We start from the raw sequence: 25,343 nt of genomic DNA, 5'->3' as shown, positions 1-25,343 counted from the left end.
AAAGGTCACTCCCGCTCAGCTCAGCCATCGCGCGCCGCGGTCCCGCCGCCGTTGATCAGCGCGCCGACGTGAACGCGCACCGGCGCACGCCTATCGGCCAAGTGACATCGTGCATTCGATCCGGCGACCGCGACATGGTCGTCCACGACACGGATGAGCCTCCGTCACCCGCATTTGGTTCGAGGCGGGAAGGATGGGACTCAGGATGCAATTCCCCGTCCAGGAGCTGACGCACCTCCAGCACGGAAAGGGCGGGTTCGCGCGCAGCCGCGTCATGCCTTCGTCAGTTGAGATGCCGCAGGAAGATCTCGGCCCCCAGCACCGGGATCGCTTCGCCGCCCAGCATGAAGCAGGCGAGCGCCTGCTCTCTCCACCGCTGGGGCGCATCGCAAGCCTGGGTGTCGCTGACGGTCACGAACTGCGGCAGTTGGTCCAGCGCCAGCGCGCCATGCTCCACCTGCACATCGGGGGCCTGCTCGAAGGCGATCACCAGCGCATAACGCGCAGGTGTGCTCTTGCAGGGGACACCGAGCGAGCCGTCGGGATCGATCAGGGGAATGCGGCGCTCGCGCCAGGCCAGCAGACCCAGCACATGCGGGGCACTCCCTGGGACGCGGATTGCCTCAGGGCGCTCGATGACCTCAAGCGTGACGCCCGCCGAAAGCGCGAACTTCGCTCCTCCTCGCGTCGTCAAGATCCGCGCAGGCAACGCCGCCGCGCCGTCACGCGCGTCGAGTTCGACGTCGAGCATCCGGGCCATCGTCAGGCTCCTTCGGCCAGGCTGTAGCGGCACACGTCGGCAGCCGACGTCACGAAGGCCGGTTCACCATCGAGCTCGACGTAGCCGCGCACGGGCATCGAAGGCCCTGCCAGCACGGCGGGCAATGGCACGAGGTCGAGCCGGACCCCGATAAGCACGCGCAGGTGATCCCAGCACCATGCGATGTCGGGCCGCGCTTGGGAGAGCGGGGCAAGAATGAAGCGCTCCGGCGGACACTCTGGCAGCAGTTCCATGGCATCGGACAGCGCTGCGCAAACACCGCCGGCGTCCTGCAGCAGGCCGGCCGTCTGGGTAGGCAACGGGGGGCTGTCCAGGTAGCGCGCGGCGCCAACCTCGTGCAGTGGCAGCAGGAGCCGCAGCGCGCCGGCCCGCAGCAGCACGAAATCGCCGTCCATGGTGGCGTGCGTCATCCGGCTATCACCTCGCGCATGGCTTGCAGCAGCTCGGCGTCGTTGTATGGCTTGGTGAGGTACAGGTCGACGCCGGCTTCGCGCGCCATGCGGCGGTGCTTGTCCTGCGAGCGCGAGGTGATCATGATGATGGGCACCTCCTTCATGTCGCCGCGGCCGCGCAGATGCGCAGTGAGTTCCACGCCGTTCATGTTCGGCATCTCCAGGTCCGTGAGGACAAGCCGTGGCTTGAAGACCTGCAGGCACTTGATGGCTTCGATACCGTCGCGGGCCGCCTCGACGTGGTAGCCGGCGTCCTGCACCAGTTGGCGAAGCGCGGTGCGCACTGTCAACGCATCGTCGACGATCAGCACTCCCGGCAGTTCCTGCCGGGCAACGGCCTGAGCCGTCGCAGCCCGTGGGACCTCGCGTGCCGTGCCCGTGCCCAGCAGCTGCGGCAGGTCCAAGTCGACCGCGACGCTGCCATCGCCCAGAATGGACAGGCCCGCGACTCCGCGTGCGTGCCGCGCGTAGCGCCCAGGGCTCTTCACCAGCAGTTCGCGTGCATCCAGCAGGGCCTCGACGGCCAGCGCATGCGTCTTGTCGTCGAGGCGCACCAGGACCGCGTCGTGCACGTCGAGTCCGCGGTCCCGCGCACGCGGCAGGCCGGTGGCATCGGCCAGGTGGTGCGCGGGATAGACGCGCCCCCCGTGGTGGTACACGAGCCGCCCGCCCACCAGGTCGAAGCGGCCGACGCCCCGCGGTACGGCCTGCTCCACGTGCACCGAGGGCAGGGCAAAGCGCTGACCGTCGATCTCGACCACCAGCGATTGCACGGTGGACAGCGACGCCGCGAACTGCAGCTCGAAGGTCGATCCGCGGCCCGGCTGCGTCGTGATGCGGATCGCGCCATTCATGCCGCGTACCCACTCGTGCACCACGTCCATGCCAACCCCGCGGCCCGACACTTCGCTCACGCTGTCGCGGGTCGAGAAGCCAGGCAGCAGCACCAGACGTGCCACCTCCTCGTCGGGCATCATGCGGTCTTCCGGCACCAGGCCGCGCTCGATCGCGCGACGCCGGATCGCGGGAAGGTCCAGCCCGCGTCCGTCATCGCGGCACCGCAGCACGACCTGCTGGCCCTGCCGCGAGAACTGCAGCAGGATGCGGCCCTGCGCGGGCTTGCCCAATGCCGTGCGCAGTTCGGGCGTTTCAAGGCCATGGTCGACCGCGTTGCGCAGCAGGTGCAGCAGCGGCTCCGCCAGGCGGCCCAGCACGTCGCCGTCGATGAGCGTCTCGCCGCCTTCAAGCACCAAGGCCGCGTCCTTGCCCGTCGCTTGGCAGGTCGAGCGCACGTTACGCTGCAGCCGGGACTCGAGCACGCTGACCTCGGTCATGCGGGTGCCAATCACTAGGTGCTGCAGGTCCTTGGTCAGCCGCTGCTGCTGCGCCTGCACCGCGCCCATCTGGGCGATCTCTTCCTCCAGGCGCATCGAGAGGGCCCGCGCATCCGCGGCTTCCTCCACCAGCGCATGCGAGGTGCTGTGCAGCTCGCTGTACTGCTCGAGCTCCAGCGCATCGAAGCCGGGGCCCGTCCTGCGCGAACCGCGCGAGCGCAGGGTGGACAGCGTGCGCACGTCCACCAGCGTCTCGAGTTCGAACAGGCGCTTTTGCACGCGCAGGTTCTGCGCGAGCAGCTGGCGCGAGGCGTCCACCACGGTTTTCAGGCGCGCTTCCATCGCGGCGCTCTGCACCGAGACTTCGCCCGAGATCCGGAACAGCTCGTCGATGCGCTGCACGCTCACGCGCATGCCGGCCGCCGGGGTAGCGACCGCTCCGGCGGCGCGGGCTGCAGGCTCCTCGGCCGCCACAGGCCCAGCGACGCGCTGCAGCGGCTCCTCCAGCGATTCGCCGCGGTCGATGCGGTTGGCAATGTCCAGCACGGTCTGCAGCACGGACCGGGCCTGCTGCGGATACTCGTCCGCCCCGAGCGCGTGGCCCACCATCTGCTCGAGGCAGAACGCGGCGTCCAGCAGTGCTTCCGCCGCCGGACGCGCAACTTGCGACCCGGCGCTTTCAAAGTGGTCGAGGATGTCCTCGAGGTGATGGCCCAGCGAGGCGATGCCGCGCAAGCCGATGATGGCGCCCGAGCCCTTGAGCGTGTGCGCGGTGCGCTTGGCGGCGACCACGTCCGAGCTGTCGGCCTGGCCGCTTGCCATGTTCCGAGCCAGTTGCACCAGGTACCGGGCCTGCTCCGGCGCTTCGTGCTGGAAGCCTTCGACCAGCCGCGCGTCGATGTCGTCGGGCCAGACGACGGCGACGTCCTCCGCGGTCGCGAGCACCTGGCGGGGCGCCGCGTCGTTGTCACCCCCGAGCCCATCCACCTGCAGCGGCATCGCGCCCAGCATGTGCATGATCTTGAGCGATTCATCCTCGGCCAGCGGGTCCGGCGCGGTGACCAGGTGGTCGATCAAGCCCACCGCCGCGGAGGGGTCACTCAGGTTGTGCAGGTAGTGAACGATCAGTGGTGGCCAGCCGCGCAGGAACTGCAGTAGAGGTTCGCGTTCGTCGAGCGGCGTGGCCGTGAGCAGCAGACAATTCTGCGCGACATGCGTGCACACCGCCTGCAGGCCGGGAAAGCCCACCAGCTCGGCGGCCTCGCCCAAGCGCTGCGCGTGGCCGCTGTACTGGTCCCACGCGTCCAGGAAGAGCGGGTCGTCCGCGTCCAGCGTCGCCAGCGGCACGAGGCTGTCCTCGAGCTGCCCACGGGCGCGCTCGATTTCGCCGGCCAGCGCCTCGATCAGATCCTTGAGTTTCACGAGTCGCTTCCGGCGCGGCTCAGGCCTGGGCCAGCTTGAACACGTTCACAGAAGCCACCAGCCGGCGTGCCGAATCCATTAGCGACTCGGTTTCCTGGTTCTGCGTCTCGATCTGCTGCGCCGTGCGCTCGGTGCTGTGGCCGATGGCCTCGACCGACTTGAGCAGTTCCTCGGCCGCCGACTTCTGCGCCTGCGAAGAGGACGCGATGCGCTGCACCTGGGCCACCAGCTCGCCGGTGATCTGCTGCGTGACACGCATCTGCTCGCCCGCCTTCTGGGCCTGCTCGGAGCCGGCGACCACCTGGCCGATGGTCTTGTTCACCGTCGTGATGGTCTCGTTGGTCTCCAGCTGAATGTTGCCCACCAGCGCGCCGATCTGCTGCGTCGCGCTGCGCGAGCTCTCCGCCAAGCGCTGCACTTCTTCGGCCACGACCGCGAAACCACGACCCGCCTCGCCGGCCACCGCCGCCTGCATCGATGCGTTCAGCGCCAGCACGTGTGTGCGCTCGGAGATGGTGTTGATCAGGTTCACGATGCCCGTGATCTCCTGCGAGCGCTCGCCCAGGCGCTTGATGCGCTTCTCGGTCTCGGAGATCGTCTCGCGGATGGATTCCATGCCCTGCACCGTGCCGTTCACCGTCTGCAGCGCGTTTTGTGTCGCCTCGGTGGCGCGTTCGGCGGAGCGGTTGCTCTGCTCGGCCAACGACGCCACATGTGTCATGGCTTCGGTCGCCTGAGCGAGCGTTGCGATCACGTCGCCCACGCTGCGGCGCTCGTCTTCGGCGGTGCGCGACACCAGGTCGGCCTGGCCCTTCACCTTGCCGGAAGCATGCGCCACGTTGGACGCGATGCGCGACACCTCGCCGAGCACCTTGGCGGTTTCATCGGCCAGCGCGTTCACCGAGTCCGACACGGTACCGATAATGTCCTGGGTCACGGGGGCGCGTGCCGTCAGGTCACGCTGCGACAGCTGGTTCACGGCCTGGAGGATCGAGATCACCGAGTTGTTCAGCATCTCGTTTGCGGCCTCGGCCTTGCGCGCCTGCGCTTCCGACTCGTTCTGCGCAGCGATGCGCTCCTGCAGGAGCTGGTTCACAGTGCGGCCGAGGTCGCCGACCTCGTCGCGCGATTCGATGGACTGCAGGGCAGAGAAGTCGCCGCCGCGCACCCGCTCCACCGAGTGCTGCAGGCCTGACACCGTGGAAGTGATGTTGCGCACGATCAGGACTGCGACCAGTGTGCCGATGGTCAGCATCGCGAGCACGACCGCCAGGGTCTTCAGGCGTCCGGAGCTGGCCTCGGCCACGCGGCGTCGCATTTCGTCAGACAACACCTGCTGCTGCGTCGCAGCCTTCTGCACCAGTTCCCGCGGGGCCGACACCTCCTTCAGGTACGTGCCGGGGTCCATCTGGGGCATCTCCCTGTCCAGGATCTCGTGTTGGACCAGCTCGATCGCTCGGCTGGTTGCGCGCTGGATCTCGGCGATTTGTGCGCCCGAACCCGACGACTCCAGCGAGGGCAAAGCCTGCAGTGCCAGTCGCTGGTCGGCAACGTAGTGGTCCAGGGCGTTCTGCACATCACGAAGTGACTCGCGGATGCGGGCGCGGTCGGACGGCCGGAAAGCGTTGCGCAACGCAGCCTCGAGCTTCTGCGCGTCGGCCGCGTCGGGTCCGTTGCGCGCCGCCGCGATTTCCTGCAGGCGCGAGACGACTGGACTACGGAGCTGGCCCAGCGCTTCAGACAGGGCAGGCAGTCGGATCAGCGTCGAACGCGCGATGTAGAAAGTGGCCGGGTCCGAATCCAGATCGATCTGGTAGGCGGCCGAGAGATCCTCGACCAGCCGCAGTACGGTGGCGATGGCCTGGATGTGTTGCTCGGTGACCTGGCGCTGGTCGATCTTGCGGCCTGCGACGTCTTCCTTGGTCGCGGTCCACATCTTCTCGAAGGCTGCGACGCGCGCGGTCAAGTTGTGCTGGCCCAGCGGCGCGGTGATCGCCTGGAGCTTGGTCAGCGCGCTGTCCACCGCCGCGGCATCCTTGGGCTGCGCGGCGCCGCGCTTCTCGTCGCCGAGCACGAAGTAGCTCGCGGACGCACGGTGGTCCTGCATCGTGCGCACCAGTTCCAGGGCTGCCGTGATCGCGCCCAGTCCGGACTGTTCCGTGCGCACCTGGGCGATCGAGCGTTCGATGCCCTGGAACAACCGGTACATCGGGAATGCGGCCAAGGCGACGGCGATCATGCCAAGGAGGGCGAACTTCTGCCAGAGACGCAGCTGCAGCAGGAAGTTGAGCGTCAGGCCAGCTGTGCGGCGGGTCAGTATGGTTTTCATGTCAGTGTCCAGTCGTAGTGAGCCCGGCGAGGGAGGCTTCGAAGGCGTCGAGCAGGGCGGTGCGATCGATGTCGAACCACAGCACGCCCTCGATGAGGGCGGCGCCACGCACATGGGGAGCGAGGCGCGCCGGTGCCGTGGACGCGTCCGCTTGCTGGTCCGGCGTCCAGCGCAGGCGCTGGGGCAGTCCATCGATGGCGACGCCTGCAGCGTCCGCGCCGTGCGAGAGCACGAGGAGCATGCGGCTGCCCTCGAGGGCAGTGTTCAGGCCGACCCAGCCGCCCAGGTCAAACACCGGCACTAGCAGGCCGTGCAGGTTGGCCATGCCCAGGCACCATGCCGGCGTGTTGGGCAGGTGCACGAGACGGGGCATGGCGGTGAGCTCGCTGCCGTCCTCGTAGCGAACCATCAGTGCGAGGTCGCCCACGCGAAAGCCCTGCCGCGCCTGGTAGCCGCCGTCTGCCCGCGGCTCAGAGTGACGCGCCGCCCCCTGCGTGACGGGGGGCAGCGCAAGCGCGACGCTTGGCAGCAGCAGCGGAGCGGCGGTGGGTCCGGCGTTGTTCATGACCGTCCGCTCAGGCGGCCAGCGCCGCGAGGATGTCGCCGGCCGCGTACGGTTTGCCGATGTAGCCGCGGGCGCCGAGCATGCGGCCCCAGGCGAGGTCGGCCTTCTGGTTCTTGCCGGTGACAAATACCACGGGGATGTCGCGGGTGTCCGGGTCCGCCTTCAACCGGCGGGTGGCGGCGAAGCCGTCCAGGTCGGGCATGTTGACGTCCATTAGGATCAGGTCCGGGCGGTCTTTGCGTGCCCGCGCCACGCCCTGCTCGCCCGATTCGGCGATGAGGACGCGGTGGCCGGCGCCGGTGAGGATGCCCTCGAGGTGCTGGCGGTCCACCAGCGCGTCGTCGACGACCAGAACGGTGAGCGGCATGGCGCGGCCGGTCATCAGAGCGCGCGGACCTGCGACAGGATCTGCTCGTCCGTGTAGGGCTTGGTGATGTACCCCTTGGCGCCGAGCATCTGGCCCCAAGCCTTGTCGGCCTTCTGGTCCTTGGCGGTAACCAGCACCACCGGGATGTCCTTGGTCTCGGCATCGCCGCGCAGAGCGCGCGTGGCCGCGAAGCCGTCCATGCCGGGCATGTTCACGTCCATCAGGATCGCGTCGGGACGCGCGCGCTTGACGGCGGCGAGCGCTTGTTCGCCGTTCTCGGCCAAACTGACCTGGAAGCCGCTGGCGGCCAGCACCTTCTCTAGCCGGCTGCGGTCGATCTGGCTGTCTTCAACGATGAGGATGTGACGTGTCATGGTGAGTTAGCTCCAGACGTTTGCGTTGTGGAAAGCGGGTGAAAAGGCGGGCGTGGCCGCTGCAGGGTGCACGGCCCGTGCTGGGTGCACGGCCGGTGCGGGCGCGAGATAACGGCCGACCACGTCGCGCAGCTGCGCGGCGTCGACCGGCTTGGTGATGTAGTTGTCGCAGCCGGCGATCTTTCCGCGCACGCGGTCGAACGGCGAGGACTTGCTGGTGAGCATCACGACCGGCATCTGCGGGCTGTGCGCCTTTATGCGGCGGCAAGCTTCGATGCCGTCGACGCCGGGCATCAGCACGTCGAGGAAGGCGCAGGCGAACCCGCCCCGGGCGGCTGCAGCGATGCCGTCCTCGGCATTCGCAGTCTCGGTGATCACAAGACCCATCGGCTCCAGCAGCGAACGCAGTGCGGTGCGGGCGGCCAGGCTGTCGTCCACCACCAGCACGCGGCGGCCGGCGGTGGGCGCGTGTCCGACCTGCGGCGGCGCGCCGGCGGTGCCGTTCGCCAGCTCGATTGCGCGATACAGCAGCACCGGGAGGATCGGCCACTTCACGTGCCGATCCACGGCTAGGTGGTTCGGTTGCGCGGCGTTCCCACCGGCCCAGATCGTCGGCTTGAACGGCAGCCAGGGCTGCACGCCGGCCCACGCGGCCGCCAACGGGTCGAGCGCATCGATCAGGACCACGTCCGCCTCCGGGGCGTGGGCGTCCGCCACCAGCTCGATGCGCGGCGCGCGGCGCTGGGACAGCATCACGGCGCTCTCAAGGAGGCGCCGCTCCCTCTCACTGAAACCCTTGACCAGCAGCTTGAGCGTGGTCTGTGGCGCGGCGGCCGCGGCGGGCGAAACGGGCGACATCGGTAAGGGCTGCATAGTGCTGTTGAAGCTAGGAGCGCGCAGGGGCTCGAATGCGCTGGGACGGGTGGACGTGTTCATGTGGGCGAATCGTTCGGCGGGCTCATCCTTACGTACTACGTTGTGAATCCAAGTCTGGGCGGCCCGCTCATCTGTTGCAAGTATTTACACCTTACGCGCGGATACACGGTGTAATCGCGCCGATGAGAGGCGGGTTGTCGCGTTTCAAAACGTTGCACGTCACCGACGCCGGTGTTTATCGGCGAGCGGCACACGTCCGAGGTCGTGCCGAGCCTGGTTGCCGCGATGCCAGACGCTCAGGTGTTCGGGTGCTAAGGCCAAGCCAGACGAATTACCGCGCCGCGCGGTTGCAAGCGACCGTTCATGGACCTTCGCCCGCGTCCCGGCTGTCTTTATGCGCAAGTCCCACCGCGTGTCCGCCGTAGGTGCCCGGCTCTCCAGCTCCACGCCAGCTTCCGGTTGCGTTGCAATCAGTTACCGCTCAACACTATCGCATTACTACTGGCAACTTCATGAGCCATACCCTCCCGCAATCCCTGCCGCAGGAATCCGCTCGCATCGGCATCTCGGCTTGGCTGTTCTATGGCGCAGCCGTGGTGGGGTTCCTGGCCGCGATGCTGTATTTCTCCGGCACGGCCTTCGTCGTGGAGCAGGGCCGCATCCTGTCCAGCGAAGCAACCCTGTTCACCACGGGCGCCGACAACGCCCACTGACACACAGCGGGTTCCTTTTTGTACTGCGCAATCGTCCTTCTCGCTCCGAGTCACGATCAACGTCAGCATGCACCGCGATTGCGGCGCAAGAACATGGCGCCTCGGGATCAAGTCACTCGCGCGGCCGGACGCGGATCCCCTCGTCGCGAAGGTAAATAGGCGACGGACGAATGCGGCCTCTGTGCAACGCTGCCTGGCCCCTGCTGAATCTCGTCCGCGGACCTACCCACACCCCGCCGACGTGCGCCGCGCGGCAAAGCCAGCAAGACGGTGGGCCGCGCAGCGGCTGCGAAGGGCCGCTTGCGTCGGCCACATAGGCGCTCCGGATCAACACGTTAAGTGAACGCCAAGCGAAAACGCGAGGTCTGCTCTTGGCGGCGGATTCAGCCGGTCGATGCAACACACTAGCGGCCTCAGAGGCAGCAGGAGTGTTGCTCATGACCCGCAGCTCCCCGATCTACTAGTCGGGTACTCAAAAGGCGCTGTTGTGGGAGCGGTGGAAGGCAGGAGACACGCTCCATCAGATCGCCCGCCTGTTCGATCTCACTCGTCGGTCAACAGGATCTTGGCAGAGAGAGGGGGCGTTCGCCCGCCGGCGCGACGACGATCCAGATTGGCACTGACCTTGGCCGAGCGAGAGGAGATCTCGCGGCACCTCGTGGAAGGTATGTCGATTCGATCCATCGCTGATCGACTCCGGAGAGCGCCGTCGACCGTGAGCCGAGAGATCAGTCGCAATGGTGGCTTGGCCTGCTATCGCGCAACCCAGGCGGATACAGAGGCAGTGGCGGCGAGCGCACCGACCAAAGCCTGCAAGCTCGTTGAGCGCCCAGCCTCGGCTCGGATCGTGACGGCCAAGCTCGAGATGCAGTGGTCACGAGAGCAGATCGCGACGTGGCTAAAGCATACTTACCCGACCAGAGCCTTTACGTGTCACACGAGACGATCTACCGCAGCCTGTACATCCAAGCACGCGGTGCCCTGAAACGCGAGCTGCTGCAGCACTTACGGCGGACCCGAGGCATGCGGCGCTCTACGCATCACACGCAGAAGACAGCGGAGCACGGCAAGATCAGCGACACGGTCTCGATCAGCGTAAGCGTCCGGCCATCCCATCTTGAGCGGTACCCCTGGAGTGGGGAGCATCGTGTCCACGAGAGAAGTTTCATGGACACAATCGAAACGAAGAAGCGCACGCGCGTGCGCGCGTATCCCGCGGAGTTCAAGGCGCAGCTGGTTGCCGAGTGCGAGCAGCCCGGCGCGTCGGTCGCCAAGGTGGCGCTCGCGCATGGCCTGAACGCCAACATGCTGCACACTTGGCGGCGTGATGCGCGCGGAGCTCCCGCCGTCAGCAGATCAGGCGCGCAGCCCGAGTTCGTCTCGCTTCCGCTGCCGGCGCCGACACCCACCACGACGTCGCCAATTCGCATCGAGCTGCGCCACGGCGCCACCAGCGTGGCGGTGTCTTGGCCCACGGACGCGGCCGACGCCTGCGCGGCCTGGTTGCGCGAGCTGTTTCGGTGATTCGCATCGAGGCGATCTGGCTCGCCGTGGAGCCGCTGGACATGCGCGCCGGCACCGAAGCGGCGCTTGCGCGAGTCGTGCGCGTATTCGGTGCCGCGCGCCCGCACCACGCGTACCTGTTCGCCAACCGGCGAGCCAACCGCCTGAAGGTCCTGGTGCAGGACGGCATCGGCGTCTGGCTGGCGGCCCGGCGCCTGAACCAGGGGCGCTTCGTGTGGACGAGTGACGGTGCTCCGAGTGTCGGCCTCACGCGCGAGCAGTTCGACGCGCTGGTGCTGGGCCTGCCGTGGCAGCGCATCGGCGAAGCCGGCGTGATCTCGCTGCTGTAGCGCAATACAGGCATCTGCCGATGCCGTGGTGCAGCGCGCATGGCAGCATGTCCCTCCGTGATCACCGCGGACAACATCGAAGGCCTCGACGCGCATCAGCTGCGCGAACTGGTGGCGCGTCTGCGGGCCGACGTGCTGCACAAGCAGACGCTGATCGACAAGCTCACGCACGAGAACGCGGTCCTGAAGCGCCTGAAGTTCGCCGCGCAGTCCGAGCGCTTCAACGCGGAGCAGCGCAGCCTGCTGGACGACACGATCAATTCCGACCTGCAGGCGGTTGGCGATGAAATCGAGCGCCTCGCTCCGCAGGACAAGCCGGCAGGCGAGGCGAACAAGCCCAGGCGGCAGCCGCTTCCGGTGCAATTCCCCCGACGCGAGATCCACCACGAGCCAGAGAGCACGACCTGCCGCTGCGGTTGCGAGATGAAGCGCATCGGGGAAGACGTCTCCGAGAAGCTGCACTATGAGCCCGGCTTCTTTACCGTGGAGAGGCACGTGCGCGGCAAGTGGTCTTGCGCTAAGTGCGAGAAGCTCGTGCAGGCTCCCGTTGCGCCGCACGTGATCGACAAGGGGGTGCCCACCGCCGGCCTGCTCACGCACGTGCTGGTGGCCAAGTTCGCCGACCACCTGCCGCTGTATCGCCAGGAAGGCATTTTTGAGCGCGCCGGCTTCGCGATCCCGAGATCGACGCTGGCGCAGTGGGTTGGAAGCTGCGGCGTGCAGTTGCAGCCGCTGGTCGATGCCATGAGAGCCGAGTTGCTGCAGCAGCGAGTGCTGCACGCGGACGAAACGCCCGTGGCGATGCTCGACCCCGGTGCGGGCAAGACGCACCGAGCATATCTCTGGACCTACTGCAGCACGGCGCTGCAGCCAACGAAGCTGGTCGTGTTTGATTTCGCCGAAAGCCGCGCGAGCCGCCACCCGGCGGAATTCCTCGGCCACCCTGGCGAGCGTGGCTGGCGCGGCACGCTGGTCTGCGACGACTACTCGGGCTACAAGGCGCTGTTTGCCAGCGGCATCACCGAAGCCGGCTGCTTGGCGCACGCGCGGAGGAAATTCCACGAGCTCTGGGCCAATCACCAAAGCCCGGTCGGTGAGCAGGCGCTCGCGCGATTCGGACAGCTGTACGCGGTCGAACGCGAAGTCGCAGGCCTCGATCCGAACCGCGAAGTGTCCGTCAGGAGAAGGCAAAGGCGGTGGCCGACGCACTGCACGCATTGCTGACAGCACAGCGCCAGAAGGTGCCGCCGGGATCCGCGACGGCCAAGGCGATCGACTACTGCTTGGGGCGATGGCGCGCGCTCACGCGCTACATTGATGACGGCGACTTGCCAGCCGACAACAACTGGGTGGAGAACCAAATCCGCCCGATTGCCATCGGTCGCTCGAATTGGCTTTTCGCCGGCAGTCTGCGCGCTGGGAAGCGAGCAGCCGCGGTCATGAGCCTGATCCACTCAGCCCGGATGAACGGGCATGATCCCTACGCGTATCTGCGCAGCGTGCTGGAACGCCTGCCTACGCAGCGCGCCAGCCAGATCGGTGATCTGCTGCCGCATCGCTGGACGCCCAGCCCGACGACGCGAGACGACCGCCTGGAAGACCACACCTGACGACCAAGCGCTTGGCTCGGGTAGACTGAATCGAGAACGCAGGGATGCTGCGCACCGGCCCAAAGATATACCAATAACGCGGTACTGCGGGCCCATCGCGAACATCTCACGGCCGCGGAGTGCGGCCGCTTCGTTCAGGACTGGTCGAAATTCAGAGTGAGTGACACGGTGCTTTATGTTGCTCGGCATCACGCGCTTCGTGCAACTGATGCGGGTCAGTCCCACGCCTCGAGTCGGGCCCACCCGATCCCTATAGGCTGCGATACTCGCTCGTAAGCTCATCGGATGCCCATGCACGAACTCCGTCGCCACCGCAGGCTCGGCCGCTTCCTCGCGGCTTGGCTGTTGCTGTGGGTGGTGGCGATGGCTTGGTCTCCGAGCCCGCCGCCGGCGCAGGCGCACGCCCAAGCGCACGTTCATGTTCACGCGGCCGATGCTGGCGCGAGCGCGGCAGACGAGGATGCCCCGTGCCCGCACGAGCACGCCGCCGTCGACGTGCATGCCGGCCATGCATCCGGCTCGCCATCGCACTGCCCCTTGTGCACCTTCGGCGCCGCGCCGCCGCCGGTGCTTCTCGCAAACGCAACGGGCGGCCAAGCGCCTTCCGAGCCCCCGCGCGTGCGCGCGCGCCCGCTTTCTTTCGGCTGCATCGAGCTCGCGCCGCCCGCGCGGGGCCCGCCCGTCCTCTCCTGACCTGCGCCTTTGCCGCAACGCGGCAACCGATTCATTCGCACCAGGAGATTCACCGTGCATCCAATTCACGGGGTTCCGGTCTGCAAGGCCGTGCCCGCTTCTTTCCTTTCCCGCAAACTCGCGGGCCTCGCCACGATCGCGGGCCTGCTCGCTGCCAGCGCCCTTCCGGCGCACGCCCACGGCTTTGTCGGCCAGCGCTTCTTTCCGGCCACCCTCGCGACCGACGACCCGTTTGTTGCCGACGAGCTGTCGCTGCCTACCATCACCTCCACGCGCAGCAATGCAGATGGCGATACGCCGGCGACCCGCCAGACCTCGGCCTCGTTCGACTTCGCGCGGCGCATCACACCGAATTTCGGCCTCGCATTCGGGGCAAACCGGCTTCGAATCGCGCCGAACGGGCAACCTGCCGCGCATGGGTGGGACAACATCTCGATCGGCGCCAAGTACCAGCTGTACACGAACGAGGTGCACGAGACGATCCTCTCCGTCGGTGCGGACTGGGACGTTGGGGGGACGGGCAGCAGCTCCGTCGGCGCCGAGCGATTCAGCACCATCACGCCGACCGTGTACTTCGGCAAAGGCTTTGGCGATGCGGCAAAGGAAACGCTGAGGCCATTTGCGGTCACCGGCACCCTCGGCGTTGCGATTCCGTCGCGCGCGAGCACGACGACAGTTAGCGTCGATCCGGACACGGGACTCGCGACAACTGACGTCGAACGCCATCCGCACGTGCTGAACGTCGGCTTTGCGCTCCAATACAGCATTCCCTACCTCCAGTCCCACGTGAAGGACGTCGGGCTGGGGGCGCCGTTCAATCGCATGATCCCAGTGGTGGAGTTCTCGATGTCCAAGCCACTGGACCGTGTCGACGACCGCCCCTTCACCGGCACGATCAATCCAGGGGTGCTGTGGGCCGGCCAGAAGATCCAGCTTGGGCTTGAGGCGGTGATCCCGATGAACAGCCGCAGTGGACACGGGGTGGGCTTCATGGCGCAGCTGCATTTCTTCCTGGATGACCTCTTCCCGGGGACCTTCGGTCATCCGATGTTCGGGGCAACGAGATGAACCTGAGATCTCTCTTCGTGGCGGGCTACATTGCACTGGCCGCAGCCGGTGCACATGCGCACGCGCTCCTGGATCACGCGGAGCCGCGCGTCGGCTCCCAGGTTCCATCCGCGCCGGCGGAGGTGAGGCTCTGGTTCAGCGAACCACTGGAAGGAGCGTTCAGCACGCTCACGGTCACGGATGCAAGTGGTCGCCGTGTCGATCGCGGCGACGCACAGCTGGATCCTTCCAACAAGGCTCTGCTGCGCGTTTCGCTGCAAGCGGTCGCACCGGGCGCCTATTCAGTGCACTGGCGCGTCGTGTCGGTCGACACCCATGTCACGCAAGGTGACTTCGTTTTCCGCGTTGGGGGCTGAGCGCGTGCCAGGCGTGCCGCAGAGGAGAGCAGGATGCAGCTGATGCCCGCGATTCGCGCGCTGCACCTCCTGGCACTCGCCGTGCTGGCCGGCGGCTTCTTCTTCCCGCTGTTCGTGCTACCCGCATCGGCCGCCGCCGAACCGGAGCGATCCGTCCTCTGCACCTGGCTGGCGAGGCTTCGCCTCTGGGGTACGGCCGTCGCGCTGGTGACCTGGGTTGCGTGGCTGCTTGCGGTCGCGGCGAGCATGAGCGGAGAGCCGCTTGCGCAGGCATGGCGACCCACCGTCACCGGCGTTGTGCTGGAACAGACACGCTTCGGGCATGTCTGGCTGATTCGTTGCGTCCTTCTGGTTGCGATGCTGTTCTATCTCGGCCAGGTTCGGAAGCGCCGCGTGGCAGGAGCTGCAAGCCCGGGGCCGGCCGGAGCACTGATCGCCGCGGGGGCCCTCCTTTCGCAGGTATGGGCTGGACACGCAGCCGCTGCGCCCCTGTCGCATGCCGCCGCGGATGCGGTCCATCTCGTGGCGGCAGCGCTCTGGGTCGGCTGCTTGCTCCCACTGCTCGCCCTGCTCGTACGTGCTCGCGCAAACGCTACACCCTGGAGAGCTCTCGCGGCGCGAGCAGCGAACGGCTTTTCTGGAATGGGTACTGCTGCGGTCGCGGCGCTGGTCGTCACTGGCTTCCTGAACGGGCAAATGATGGTGGGGAGCATGCTAGCCCTCGCAACGTCGGCCTACGGCCGGCTCGTCCTTGTCAAGATCGTGCTGTTCGGGGCGATGCTCTCGCTGGCGGCCATGAACCGGTGGTGGCTTGGTCCGCGCCTTCATTCGGGTGGCGCGCAGGGGGATGCTGCTCGCAAGCTTCTGAGGAATGTGGGCATCGAGCTTGCGCTCGGGGCTGGCGTGTTTGCGGTTGTTGGCCTGTTGGGAGGAACCGAGCCGCCGGCACATGAACCCGGCGGCATGCTCCACATGGAGCACGCGATCGGCGGCACGCGCCGTTCGGCCGGCTAGGGCGACCGATCCAGCTACGAACCTTCGTGCCACGATGCAGCAACAGCTCGTCGACCAAAGAGGCCCGCTGCATGGGCAGTCGCTCGAGTCAGCGAGCTCCTGCCGCACTGCTGGACATCGCTCTTGTGACGCAGCCCGCCGCTCGCCTGCGCGCGGGAAAGCGCCGCCATTGCGGGGCGCTGCCGGAATCCAGTGTCAACACGGGATCGCCAGACGCTTACCGATCAGCGAGCGCCCTGCTTCAGTGGACGACCGTGCGGTGCCTGGCCACTGGGAAGGAAACATCTGCCATTCGGCGACCGCGCGTGGAGCCAGATCGCAACCCTGGTGGAACTGCAAACGCGCTACGTGATGCTCGTGAAGGTGGCAGCCACAGACACCGAGACGGTGGTCAATGCGCTGATCGAGACATCTGTGTACAGAGCAACAGTATCCGCATCTGCATCCGCGATTCTCCTCGCCGTACATCCCGCGGTTCGCTTGAGGGACTCCCATCCAGGTGCGTGGTACCCGAGGTGCCCCCCCGGACTTCCGAGAACTCAGAAATCGTTGCGCCCTGCCTTCGCTCTGCGCGCCGCGTATTCAGCACGGAGAGCTTGCACCCGCTCACCTTGCTTCTCTGCCAGCTTGTTCCACCGCACGCTGCCCAGACTCATACTCACCTGCGTTGTTCCGTCGATGAGCTGGCGTTCGAGGACTTCCACGACGGAATCCGTGTTCTCGTACTTATAGAGGGTCTCCGGGGTCTCCATTCTCTGAAACAGGCCGGTGGTTGGATTGGCGCACTCGCGACGAAGAGCCAGATCATCGGTTGTGAGATCGGCGACGCGCTTGGAGCTCACGGCAGCGCATGCCGCGCGGGACGGCGTCGCGCCGTTCTCGTTCTTTGAGGCTGCCACCTTTGGCGCCGCGTGGAAGACGCCACCGGCATATTCTTTCGCGCTTCTCGCGAGCTGCTTGCCATCTCCCAAAATCTGGATCATCGCAATCCGCGGGTGCATGTCTCGCTGCCACGCGTAATTCAGGGGCTGATAGTCGTACTCGGGTTTGGTCACGAACACCTCGACCATCTTCAAGTTCTCTCCGAAGGCAGTCGTGAGCTCCGGTGACTCTGTGAGCAAGCACTGGACTCCCATGCTCCAGCGCCGAGTCCAGCAGCGCCAAGTCTCTGTTGGGCCCCGCTTAAGTTCAGGCCTGCTGGTTCCTTCAGGGGCGGCGCCTTCTTCCCAACTCTCCACGCGTCTGCCCGCTGCGGCAGGCATCCCCTGGCCGTTGATGTTCAGCGGAAATTCCGCGCCTATGCGCAGGTTCTTGAACGCCAACTGGTTCGTGCCCGATGCTGCAGCCGCGTGCAGCTGCTTGGCGTAGCCCGCCAATTGCCCGTAGATCCAGGCATCCTCGTCGCTGCTGCCTTCAGATCTGGCCTTTTCGTAGATCGCAGCCGTCTCGTTTGCGGGCGGTGTGGCGCGTTGAACGGGGGACTTCCTGCCCGAAGCGGCCTGTTCGGCGTCAGCTGCTGGCGCCGCTGCCTGCATTCCCGAAGTTGCGGGATCCCCAGCGTCTGGGCCGGCCTGTGACGGCCCGGCCACCGCGGCGTCTGCCTCTTGTGCGGGTGCTGTGCCCGCACTCTGCCCGGTCGAATTCTGCTTCTGGATCTTGGAGTCGATCATGCGGCCCAACGCCCGCATCACACTGGCCGTAGGGTCCTGCGCTCGGGCAGTTGCTGCACTCAGGCCAATAAGAAGCAAGACTGCAGAACCTGCCAAAAACGGTTTGTTGAACATATTGTCTTCTCCGGCAGCGATGGCCGCCAACACTCTGATGCTACAACCTGTCAGTTGTTAGGTAAACCAGCAGGTTTACGAATAGACAGCCGCGTGTTTCAGACTGCTTGGCATGGCCACGCAGACCAAGGCGGAGAGAGAGGCGTTCTCGGAGAGGCTCAAGGCCGCTCTGGCGCGCGGGCGCAAGCGCATCTCCACGCCCACTGCGCTCGCAGAGGCATTCAATTTGCGTTGGCACGGCCGATCGGTGACGCCGCAGGCCGCGCAAAAGTGGCTTACGGGCACGGCGATGCCGGCGCCGGAGAAGATTGAGGTGCTGGCGCAGATGACGGGGGTGCCCGTGACTTGGCTGCGGTACGGACTGCCGGAGCGGCGGGACACTGGCGGGCCGCCGGCGAGCGAGGCGCGGGCGACGCGCTATGAGAAAGTGGACAACGGCACGGTTACAGCGGACGAACTCCGCCTGCTCTCCCACCTGCGCCTCATGCCCGCTGCGCGCCGCGAGCTCGTGCGACAGCTGGTGCAGGAGCTGGCGCTGGAATCCGAAATGTGGACCAAGTAGGCAGGGGCTCCGCGGCTCCCCGGCTCCGCAGAGAGACGCGTTCGCCCTCCCCTGCTCGGCGTCTCGCAGCGAGCATCTGCCTATTTTCTAAGCAGATCCTAGCCTACGTAAATTCCGGCTTATGCGAAGTCAAGGCGATCTGCGCGACGCGGAACGCGCGCGGCCGCCGAGTTGCGCTTTCTTTGACCCTCGCTGCGCGTCTCCTGGATGATTGCCTCTTCAGACTGCGCTGAGCTCTGGTCCCGCAATGCACGGTCATGCGCATATAGGCAGAGCCGCGGCCTGCGCAGGACTGAGTGAGCGGTTCGCGCTCAAGTAATCTAGTGCGCTGCGCGCAGCACTTCCAGCCGCTGCATCGCATCCCGCTTTCCTATGTGGCGAACCGATGCGATCGCTTCCAATTGCTTCGCCCGAGGCCGCGATTCACCAGCTTCCCATTTATAGATGCTTTGACCGCTGACGCCAATGAGGGTAGCGAAATCTGCTGCTGAAAGCCCGAGCTTCGCACGGGTCGCTGCCAGGCGCTTGGGACTAAAGCGGCGCTGCACGCCTTCGCCCTCCTCCTCGGTCCCCTGCGGGCGCGACGAGACCCTTGTCGATTTCGTCACGCGCCTCAGCTCTCGCTCGAGATCATCGATCCTGCGCCGTAGTGCGGCAATATGAGCGCGGTGCTGCGCAGACGCTCTCTTTATGTCCTGCGTTTCGCTTCGGATTTGCTTTTGCGCAACACGAGCGATTTCAGATTTGAGAATGGATGCAATGTTTGGCATGACTCATCATACCTACTAGCATTACTAATAGGATTGGCTCTCCGTTGCCAGACGTGGAGCGTGCAAGTGACTTCAATCTCACATCGCCTCGCATAATCTCCGGTCCGCGCACGGCCCCTAACGCAAGAGGCCGCCGCGCACGAAGCGGTATACCCGGTCGTACGACATTCGGCAACGTGCTGCCAAGAGCCCTCGGCCGCAGCATCTGCGGATGATGCGGCCTGGCGTCCTTTCGTCGCCGCCCGAGAGCTCGGGCAAGCACAATCTGGTAAGAGTGATCGCGACAGGGGATTCTTCGGTTCAGGTGAGTGACGGAGCGCCCTTCCGAGTCGTAAGGCGACTAAAGATCGGCGCAACCCGGAGTATCAACATGAAGCGACTGGCTGCCCTTGCACTTGTATGCTTAATCTCCACCGGGGTGTTCGCGCGAGCGCCAACGCATTACCTACGGCCACCAGCACCGCAGCCCGAAGAGAGCCAACTGATCGAGCACGGGCAGTACATAAATAGGTCAGGCCGAAGCGTCCACTCGCCCGCACATACCAAGGACGATAAGAAGCCCCAGGGTGCTACAGCCAAATGCAGAGATGGGACCTGGAGCTTCAGCCAGAGCCATCGGGGCACCTGCTCCCACCACGGTGGAGTCGCTAACTGGGAGCAGTAGCTTGCGCCGAAGGCCCTACTGGACTGCCACTGCTCTGACGCAACGTGGCCGCCCCTTCTTTCGGGCATCACTAGCCACACGGAGATCCGCATCACGCCCGCTGCGAGTTGCCGGTCCAGCGCCAGCCCGGCGTGCACCTGTCGTTCCATTCCCCCGAGTTGCCTCGCGTCCGTGCGCAGCCGGATTGATCGCTCCTGCTGCGGTGAACCCGGCTCCGAGCACCCGCTGAAGATCGTTGGTGAGAGACATCCGGTGCTCGAACAACTCCTCCCTTACTTACGGGGCCGCGAAACATTCCGCCGATTCGCGCAACGGACTCCCGAGCGCGACCACCCGCGGCTGCACGGCGCGGTCTTTTAACGCAGCGGGCCCGCCGTCTGCACTGCCATAACCGTTAGCCCTTATCGAATTCGATGTGCTGACACCGACTCGTTGTCGTCTGTGTTTATCAGCTTGTTGTCACAAGCGACGATCTCCGAAACGGGAAGCCAAAGCGCGGAGTCCACGCTGTCTGCTCCATCTACCTCCCACACCGAGCCGTCCTCCAGCTTTACGATACTGCCATCGCTCAACACTGACTCAATCCAGTGTCCATCTTCGCACCCGCCGTACCCGCTTCGGCCTGCGAGCCCGCTAGAAGACCGACGACTTTGCTGCGGCCTCGCCGCGGCGGCACTCCTTTCTGCCTCCTGTGCCTGCGCGAGCTGCTGGGGGGAAAGCAAAGCACGGTCGCACAGCGATGGATACCTTCCGCTTAGGCAGGTCTTCAGATTCTCTGCCGCCTCAGCCGCGAGCACCTGCGTCAGCTCCGCTTGCGTGAGAAGACTCTTCTTGCACAGAGACTTGAAGCGCCCGGACATGCAGGTCTTCAAGTTCTCGCGACGTTCGGCGAGAAGAACCTCCCTCGACTCGTTTGGTGAGAGCCATTCCCTCTTGCACAGCGACGCATATCTGCCGCTCATGCAGGTCTTTAGATTTTCGCGGCGCTCGGCCGCCTCCACCTTCGGCAGTTCCTGGGAGGTGAGCCAGCTCCGCTTGCACAACGAGGGATACCTCCCCTCCAAACACATTGCCAGGTTCTTGGCCCGGTCCAACTCCGATTGGGCAAAGCTAGACGCGGCCAGAGAACCCAGAACAGCCACAAGTGAAACCAAGAGTGCTCTCATGTGCCGCTCCTCGAGCAGAAAGCTAAGAAAGCGAGTAGCGGACGGACCGAAGGCAGGCGACCACCTATCGCCTGCGTACAGCCCCACCCACACCCAGAACAAGCGCGCATCCGCTGCCCCGGCGCAGCACGCCCGCCGCACCGCCGCACCGCCGCACCGGCGCACCGGCGCATCTGCCCCGTAGCATCGCACACTCTCCTCAATCTGAATGAGATCGGCTCGCGAGCCGCGGCTCCGGTGCAGACATAATGAGGCATGGGGCGAGAACAGCGTGCATGGTGTGCTCTACGCTTGTGTATATCGACTGCGCGAGCGACGGTTGCGCTGGCGGCGTCGACCCGCAGTGGTTGAGCGCGCCGGATGGCCATTGTCGCGATGGCTGAAGTCCAAGCGCTCAGTGCGTTGGGTGCTGATGCAAAAACAGCCACGCGGAGATCCGCATCACACCTGCACTAAGTTGCCGATCCAGCGTCACTCCCGCGTGCGCTTGTCGTTCCGCTCTGCGAGCCGCGTCGCGTCCGTGCGCGACTTCAGAGATCGCCACCAACGCTTCATCCACAGTGAAACCGCCTCCGAGCGTTCCTTGCAACTCCTTGTTCAAGGACATCCGCCGTTCGTACAGCTCCTCGCCCACGCAGAGCGCGGCGAAACACGCCACCGCCTCTGATATCGGGCACCCCAGCTCCAAAGCCCGTGGCTCGAGATGGCGCTTTATGAGGGCTGTGGCACCGTCGGCCGAGCCACTGGACACCGACAGGTACTGCAGCCTAAACGGCGCCTCCGGCACCGCAGCGGTGATGAGATCCCAGTTTGAGTTGAGGAACATCGTTCCGGGCGGCGCCGGTTCGAATATCACCCGCACCATATCGAGCCAGCATTGCAGAAACTCGGACGGCCGCTGCTGCTGCCCAACGACGCGGAAGCCGAACAAGTCGTCGTCTTCGAGCGGGGCAGAGCCGATCGGAGCAGCTGGCTCACATTGCGCAAAGAGCCGGGTCATGGCACACATGGAGAGCTCTAGCTGCTCACGGAAGCTGACCGAACGGCGGATGCGGGAAGACATGTAGTGACGATAGCGTCAGCCGAAGTCCGTTCCTAGAGCAAGTTGGCCTCCGTCTCTCGCTTTTCCGTCACCCCGCGCGCTAAGGCACTACGGACACTCAGGTAGGCTGAGGAGATTGTCCGGCTGCTCGCCGTCCGCCCCCGTCTTTAGGTACTTGTTTCCGAAGCGGCTCACGGCGAGTATGACCTTGACCTGCGATCCGTTCTTCGTGACGTAGAAGGACCACTGTCCAGATTCAATGCCTTGAATCGCACTCTCCTGCGGGATATTCCAGGGGCCGTCTCCATTCTCGGATCCACCGCGCCCACCCACGTGAGTGATGCGGTCATGTTGGTTCTGGCGATCGCTCTTCTTGATGCAAGTGATCTCGTGGGCCATTACCGTCTCCTTCTGTGGAAACCGCGGAGAGTGCACTTTGAGCAGATGATCCGCATCCCCCGGACGGGCGGAACAGAAAGTAGTACGGTCCAGCGAACGCGCCGTGGGGACAAACGACCGGACGTCGCGGAGCACCGCCAGGCTCTGAGTTGCGAGAAGTAGGCATTTACGCGAGTTAAGGTGCAGGTATCTCGCCCAATCAAGAACCATCGCCGAACGCGGGGCGGAGGCAAGTATGCAGTTGCGTGGTGCGCTACGATGAGTGTTTACAGCGCAGGGATGAAAGGGCGGAGCATGAGCGTCAGCAAACCCGGAGGGCCACCCCCGCCACCTCCCGTCCCCCCAAGGGGGCCCGCTAGCGTTGCTCCGCAGCGAGTTCCCCGCCAGAAACCCGAAAGAGGAGCCATCGGAGCAGGTGGCAGCGCGCCTGTTTCGCCCGAAGGTAAGCAACCACCTCCCTCACAGAGTCACCACGTGCGGGGCGACATCGGAGGCGGTGGCGCAACGTCGTCGACGGAGAAGATCGGGGAGCGTGCCGCGGACCAACAACAGCCTCCCTCGCAAAGCCGCCGAATCCGGGTCGACTTAGGAGGCGTTGGCCCTATGTCCACGGCGAAAAAGATTGGCAAGCATGCCGCGGACCAACCGACCGCTTTTGACGATGACTACGCGGAGCGCCTATATACCGACAGCATCGCCCGAACTGAAGCCGAGGAGCTCGGTCCCCCAGCACCACCATTGACAAGTCGCACCGAGGGGCCGCCTGGACTGGACCCTGCACAGGCGTATCCATTTCCGACGCAAGGAGACTCCGAAGAGGACTACGACCACGCTGCCGACGGACAGATCAATATTGCAGTTGCGCACAATGACGATCCGTGGACCTCTGACTTAGACGACAAGCTTGGCGTAACCCAAGAGGCGCACGCACTTGCACGCCTCGCGGTCTCTCGCTCGTTCAAGCCGCCCATCGCCGTCGGCGTGTTCGGAGACTGGGGCAGTGGAAAGTCGTACTTCATGCGACTCGTACACGAGCATGCCGATCAGCTCACATCTCCAGGGCGAGATCGACGTGACTCCGCGCAGTATCTCGAGCACATTGTGCAAGTTCGGTTCAACGCGTGGCACTACGCGGAGACGAATCTCTGGGCAAGCCTGATCGACCACCTGTTCTCGGAGCTCAACGCATGGCTGCAGAGGCGAAACAGTACGAGCGCAGCGGAAGGGGTCATGGACGCGCTTTCTACCGCGCGCACGCTTACCCTTCAATCGCTAAACGCCCTGGTACGACAAAGGCAGCAGCAGCAGTCCGCAGCCGAGCGGCTCGCAGCCGCTCAATCAGAGCTCGAAAGCGCTAAAGCTGCAGCCGCGGCTTCGTCTAAAACTCATTTGCAGGTTCTACGCGCGGTGCTTGCAGGAGAGCAGCGCGAAGACCTGAGCTGGCTGAACGACGCCGTGCCTTCGAGCGCGCCGCTAAGGAGGCCGGCGTCACGGACATCGCGGCGGACGCAGCCCATCTGGTCAATGTTTCACGCGCGCTTGGAACGACGGCAGGTCAGCTCCAATTGACCATCACCTCGCTCACCTCCCGTTTCAAGTCGAAGTCGAGCGCGGTGCTGTTTGTAGTTCTGGTGCTCGTCGCGCCCGCACTTGCAGTGGCCTCGCTGTCGGTCCTAACTGAGTGGGCTCCTCTGCTCTCGGTATTTAAGACCGGTGTCGGTCAACTGTTGGCCGTGATGACTGGCGTGATCGGCTGGATCGGTGCCGTTGGACACTTCGCCCGGCGTGCCCTGAAGCGCCTTCAAGTCGCGACATTTGAGCTCGATCGCGCCATTGAGCAGCACACCGCAGCGGCCTCTGCTGATGCGAAGAGGGAGGCTCAGAGACTCGCCGCGCTCAACGTGGCTGTGGAGACGGCACAGGCAGACCTTGCCGCTGCATCGGACCGACTGAGGACCGCGCACGCGGAATTCACGGCGTCCACGGGGGCCGATCGACTCATAAAGTTCATCCGCTCCCGTGCGAGCGATGGGCATTACGCCAAGCATCTTGGGCTTATCGCAAATATCCGGAAGGACATTGAGGAGCTTTCAGGAGCCGTCACGGGTCCAGACACGACTGGCGGGGAAGCACTGAGACTCGGTCGCGAACGGTTTCTCAAAGAGCTACGTGATTCTCTGGAGCAGCATCGGCGATTGCTATCCTCAGATGAGATTGCTCAGCTCGAGAAGCTGCAGCAATCAGTACAGGAGGCGGAGACAAGCAGCGTCGGTTTTGATCGCGTAATCCTCTACATCGATGACCTCGACCGCTGCCCTCCGGAGAAGGTCGTAGACGTGCTGCAAGCAGTGAATTTGCTTCTCACGTTCCCGATATTCGTTGTTCTCGTGGCTGTTGACGTCCGGTGGGTGCGACGATCACTCGCGCGCCACTACGATGCTTTGGTTAGTGAAGATGGCGCGCGCGACGGCATCACGCCTGATGATTACCTCGAGAAGATCTTCCAAATACCTTACTGGGTACGCCCCATGGACGCAGCATCCAGCTCGGAGTTCGTACGAGCCCGTCTGGGCGCCCTCTTGCGGCAGGAATTCGAGAGTCGAGATGATGAGGCGCCCACCGCGCCACCTGCCATCCCAGCTCGCGACAGTGAAGCGCCTGAGCCTGTCCTCCTCCGCCTGACGGTGCCCGAGGTCGACTTCATGGGAAGACTGGCGCCGCATGCGGCCACTTCGCCACGCCGCGCCCTTCGGTTCATGAACACGTATCGCCTCATTCGCGCCAGCCTCGACGACGTCGATCGGCAAGAACTGCTCGCCGGCGGCTACGTAGCCCTCTTGGTTCAACTTGCAGTTGCGACCGGCGCCCCCGACTTGATGTCTTCATGGGTCACCCATTTGGAAACAAGCGAATCGCAGTCGCCCTTCCCCGATCTCAGCTATAGGCATCGATCGCGCATGGCACTACGAGCCTGTCTTTCGATCTACGAGGACGAACGCACCGATCGTGCCTGGTCAGAGTCCGTCGCATCAGCATTGCTCGCACGATACGCCCGAACAGCAGCGCGGTACTCATTCGCAGGCGTGACGGCCTAGTACGCCTGCGCACGTCGATTTAGATCTGGCGAAAACGTGTCTGTAAGCATCAGA

At 65.2% G+C, this 25,343-nt stretch carries 24 protein-coding genes and 3 pseudogenes; 14 read left to right on the top strand and 13 right to left on the bottom strand.

Annotated elements, in window-relative coordinates; all coding sequences use genetic code 11:
* Window positions 1-283 precede the first annotated feature (283 nt).
* From JJB11_RS21610 to JJB11_RS21575, 8 genes are read right to left on the bottom strand one after another with little or no spacing between them, the layout of a single operon-like run.
* Complete coding sequence (locus JJB11_RS21610; protein ID WP_201176466.1) at window positions 284-760, bottom strand: chemotaxis protein CheW; 477 nt, start codon at window positions 758-760, stop codon at window positions 284-286.
* A 2-nt stretch (window positions 761-762) separates the two neighbouring features.
* The gene (locus tag JJB11_RS21605; RefSeq protein ID WP_201176464.1) at window positions 763-1,191 is read right to left on the bottom strand and encodes a hypothetical protein; all 429 of its coding nucleotides are present in this window, start codon (window positions 1,189-1,191) and stop codon (window positions 763-765) included.
* Window positions 1,188-3,989 (bottom strand): response regulator, encoded by a 2,802-nt coding sequence (locus JJB11_RS21600; protein ID WP_201176462.1) that lies wholly within the window; start codon window positions 3,987-3,989, stop codon window positions 1,188-1,190. Before JJB11_RS21600 ends, JJB11_RS21605 begins: the two co-directional genes overlap by 4 nt.
* Window positions 3,990-4,008: 19 nt before the next feature.
* Window positions 4,009-6,318 carry a methyl-accepting chemotaxis protein gene (locus JJB11_RS21595; RefSeq protein WP_201176460.1) on the bottom strand — a complete coding sequence of 770 codons (2,310 nt, stop codon included), beginning with the start codon at window positions 6,316-6,318 and terminating at the stop codon, window positions 4,009-4,011.
* 1 nt (window position 6,319) lies between these two features.
* Window positions 6,320-6,883, bottom strand: coding sequence for a chemotaxis protein CheW (locus JJB11_RS21590; protein ID WP_201176458.1), 564 nt, complete (start codon window positions 6,881-6,883; stop codon window positions 6,320-6,322).
* 10 nt (window positions 6,884-6,893) lie between these two features.
* Window positions 6,894-7,250 carry a response regulator gene (locus JJB11_RS21585; RefSeq protein WP_201176457.1) on the bottom strand — a complete coding sequence of 119 codons (357 nt, stop codon included), beginning with the start codon at window positions 7,248-7,250 and terminating at the stop codon, window positions 6,894-6,896.
* Window positions 7,251-7,264: 14 nt separating this feature from the next.
* A complete protein-coding gene (locus tag JJB11_RS21580; protein WP_201176455.1) occupies window positions 7,265-7,624 on the bottom strand; it encodes a response regulator in 360 nt (119 codons plus the stop codon).
* A 6-nt stretch (window positions 7,625-7,630) separates the two neighbouring features.
* Entirely contained in the window at window positions 7,631-8,560 is a 930-nt protein-coding gene (locus JJB11_RS21575) for a response regulator (RefSeq protein WP_201176452.1), read from the bottom strand.
* A 452-nt stretch (window positions 8,561-9,012) separates the two neighbouring features.
* On the opposite strand from JJB11_RS21575, the gene JJB11_RS21570 reads away from it, so the two are divergent.
* The 10 genes and pseudogenes from JJB11_RS21570 to JJB11_RS21530 all read left to right on the top strand — a co-directional run.
* Window positions 9,013-9,213 (top strand): hypothetical protein, encoded by a 201-nt coding sequence (locus JJB11_RS21570; protein WP_201176451.1) that lies wholly within the window; start codon window positions 9,013-9,015, stop codon window positions 9,211-9,213.
* A 482-nt stretch (window positions 9,214-9,695) separates the two neighbouring features.
* A pseudogene (locus JJB11_RS26195) lies at window positions 9,696-10,335 on the top strand (transposase); the annotation flags it as partial.
* A 45-nt stretch (window positions 10,336-10,380) separates the two neighbouring features.
* Complete coding sequence (gene tnpA, locus JJB11_RS26690) at window positions 10,381-10,737, top strand: IS66-like element accessory protein TnpA (RefSeq protein ID WP_201965014.1); 357 nt, start codon at window positions 10,381-10,383, stop codon at window positions 10,735-10,737.
* Window positions 10,734-11,066, top strand: coding sequence for an IS66 family insertion sequence element accessory protein TnpB (gene tnpB, locus JJB11_RS21555; RefSeq protein ID WP_201176441.1), 333 nt, complete (start codon window positions 10,734-10,736; stop codon window positions 11,064-11,066). Before tnpA ends, tnpB begins: the two co-directional genes overlap by 4 nt.
* Window positions 11,067-11,105: 39 nt before the next feature.
* Window positions 11,106-12,430, top strand: a pseudogene (gene tnpC, locus JJB11_RS21550) (IS66 family transposase); the annotation flags it as partial.
* 75 nt (window positions 12,431-12,505) lie between these two features.
* Window positions 12,506-12,676 carry a transposase domain-containing protein gene (locus tag JJB11_RS26685; protein ID WP_377371746.1) on the top strand — a complete coding sequence of 57 codons (171 nt, stop codon included), beginning with the start codon at window positions 12,506-12,508 and terminating at the stop codon, window positions 12,674-12,676.
* 747 nt (window positions 12,677-13,423) lie between these two features.
* Complete coding sequence (locus JJB11_RS21545) at window positions 13,424-14,437, top strand: hypothetical protein (protein WP_201176439.1); 1,014 nt, start codon at window positions 13,424-13,426, stop codon at window positions 14,435-14,437.
* Complete coding sequence (locus JJB11_RS21540) at window positions 14,434-14,793, top strand: copper resistance CopC family protein (RefSeq protein WP_201176436.1); 360 nt, start codon at window positions 14,434-14,436, stop codon at window positions 14,791-14,793. The genes JJB11_RS21545 and JJB11_RS21540 overlap by 4 nt, the downstream gene beginning before the upstream one ends.
* A 33-nt stretch (window positions 14,794-14,826) precedes the next feature.
* A complete protein-coding gene (gene copD / locus JJB11_RS21535) occupies window positions 14,827-15,807 on the top strand; it encodes a copper homeostasis membrane protein CopD (RefSeq protein WP_201176434.1) in 981 nt (326 codons plus the stop codon).
* 199 nt (window positions 15,808-16,006) lie between these two features.
* Window positions 16,007-16,215, top strand: a pseudogene (locus JJB11_RS21530) (IS30 family transposase); the annotation flags it as partial.
* A 131-nt stretch (window positions 16,216-16,346) separates the two neighbouring features.
* Here the strand turns inward: JJB11_RS21530 and JJB11_RS21525 are convergent.
* Window positions 16,347-17,621 carry a hypothetical protein gene (locus tag JJB11_RS21525; protein ID WP_201176431.1) on the bottom strand — a complete coding sequence of 425 codons (1,275 nt, stop codon included), beginning with the start codon at window positions 17,619-17,621 and terminating at the stop codon, window positions 16,347-16,349.
* An 82-nt stretch (window positions 17,622-17,703) separates the two neighbouring features.
* Between JJB11_RS21525 and JJB11_RS21520 the strand changes: the two genes are divergently transcribed.
* Window positions 17,704-18,153 (top strand): transcriptional regulator, encoded by a 450-nt coding sequence (locus tag JJB11_RS21520; protein ID WP_201176428.1) that lies wholly within the window; start codon window positions 17,704-17,706, stop codon window positions 18,151-18,153.
* Window positions 18,154-18,473: 320 nt separating this feature from the next.
* Here JJB11_RS21520 and JJB11_RS21515 read toward each other — a convergent pair whose 3' ends face one another.
* Entirely contained in the window at window positions 18,474-18,923 is a 450-nt protein-coding gene (locus tag JJB11_RS21515) for a helix-turn-helix domain-containing protein (RefSeq protein WP_201176425.1), read from the bottom strand.
* A 211-nt stretch (window positions 18,924-19,134) separates the two neighbouring features.
* Between JJB11_RS21515 and JJB11_RS26615 the strand changes: the two genes are divergently transcribed.
* Window positions 19,135-19,587 carry a DUF3761 domain-containing protein gene (locus JJB11_RS26615; RefSeq protein ID WP_340643172.1) on the top strand — a complete coding sequence of 151 codons (453 nt, stop codon included), beginning with the start codon at window positions 19,135-19,137 and terminating at the stop codon, window positions 19,585-19,587.
* A gap of 401 nt (window positions 19,588-19,988) precedes the next feature.
* Here the strand turns inward: JJB11_RS26615 and JJB11_RS21505 are convergent, their stop codons facing one another.
* The 3 genes from JJB11_RS21505 to JJB11_RS21495 all read right to left on the bottom strand — a co-directional run bounded on the left by JJB11_RS21505 (window position 19,989) and on the right by JJB11_RS21495 (window position 22,194).
* Window positions 19,989-20,753, bottom strand: a complete 765-nt coding sequence (locus JJB11_RS21505) for a hypothetical protein (RefSeq protein ID WP_201176421.1) — start codon at window positions 20,751-20,753, stop codon at window positions 19,989-19,991.
* A 394-nt stretch (window positions 20,754-21,147) separates the two neighbouring features.
* A complete protein-coding gene (locus JJB11_RS21500) occupies window positions 21,148-21,816 on the bottom strand; it encodes a hypothetical protein (protein WP_201176419.1) in 669 nt (222 codons plus the stop codon).
* 87 nt (window positions 21,817-21,903) lie between these two features.
* Window positions 21,904-22,194, bottom strand: a complete 291-nt coding sequence (locus tag JJB11_RS21495; RefSeq protein WP_201176417.1) for a DUF3892 domain-containing protein — start codon at window positions 22,192-22,194, stop codon at window positions 21,904-21,906.
* Window positions 22,195-22,797: 603 nt separating this feature from the next.
* On the opposite strand from JJB11_RS21495, the gene JJB11_RS21490 reads away from it, so the two are divergent.
* Both JJB11_RS21490 and JJB11_RS21485 read left to right on the top strand, forming a co-directional pair.
* The gene (locus JJB11_RS21490; protein ID WP_201176415.1) at window positions 22,798-23,763 is read left to right on the top strand and encodes a P-loop NTPase fold protein; all 966 of its coding nucleotides are present in this window, start codon (window positions 22,798-22,800) and stop codon (window positions 23,761-23,763) included.
* On the top strand, window positions 23,760-25,289 hold the full coding sequence (locus JJB11_RS21485) for a P-loop NTPase fold protein (protein WP_201176413.1): 1,530 nt from the start codon (window positions 23,760-23,762) through the stop codon (window positions 25,287-25,289). The genes JJB11_RS21490 and JJB11_RS21485 overlap by 4 nt, the downstream gene beginning before the upstream one ends.
* The last annotated feature ends 54 nt before the right edge of the window (window positions 25,290-25,343 follow it).

It is taken from the genome of Ramlibacter ginsenosidimutans (genome assembly GCF_016654015.1).
Classification (GTDB): Bacteria; Pseudomonadota; Gammaproteobacteria; order Burkholderiales; family Burkholderiaceae_C; genus Ramlibacter; species Ramlibacter ginsenosidimutans.
The sequence above is the reverse complement of the archived record's forward strand: the minus strand, read 5'-3'. Positions and strand labels throughout refer to the sequence as shown.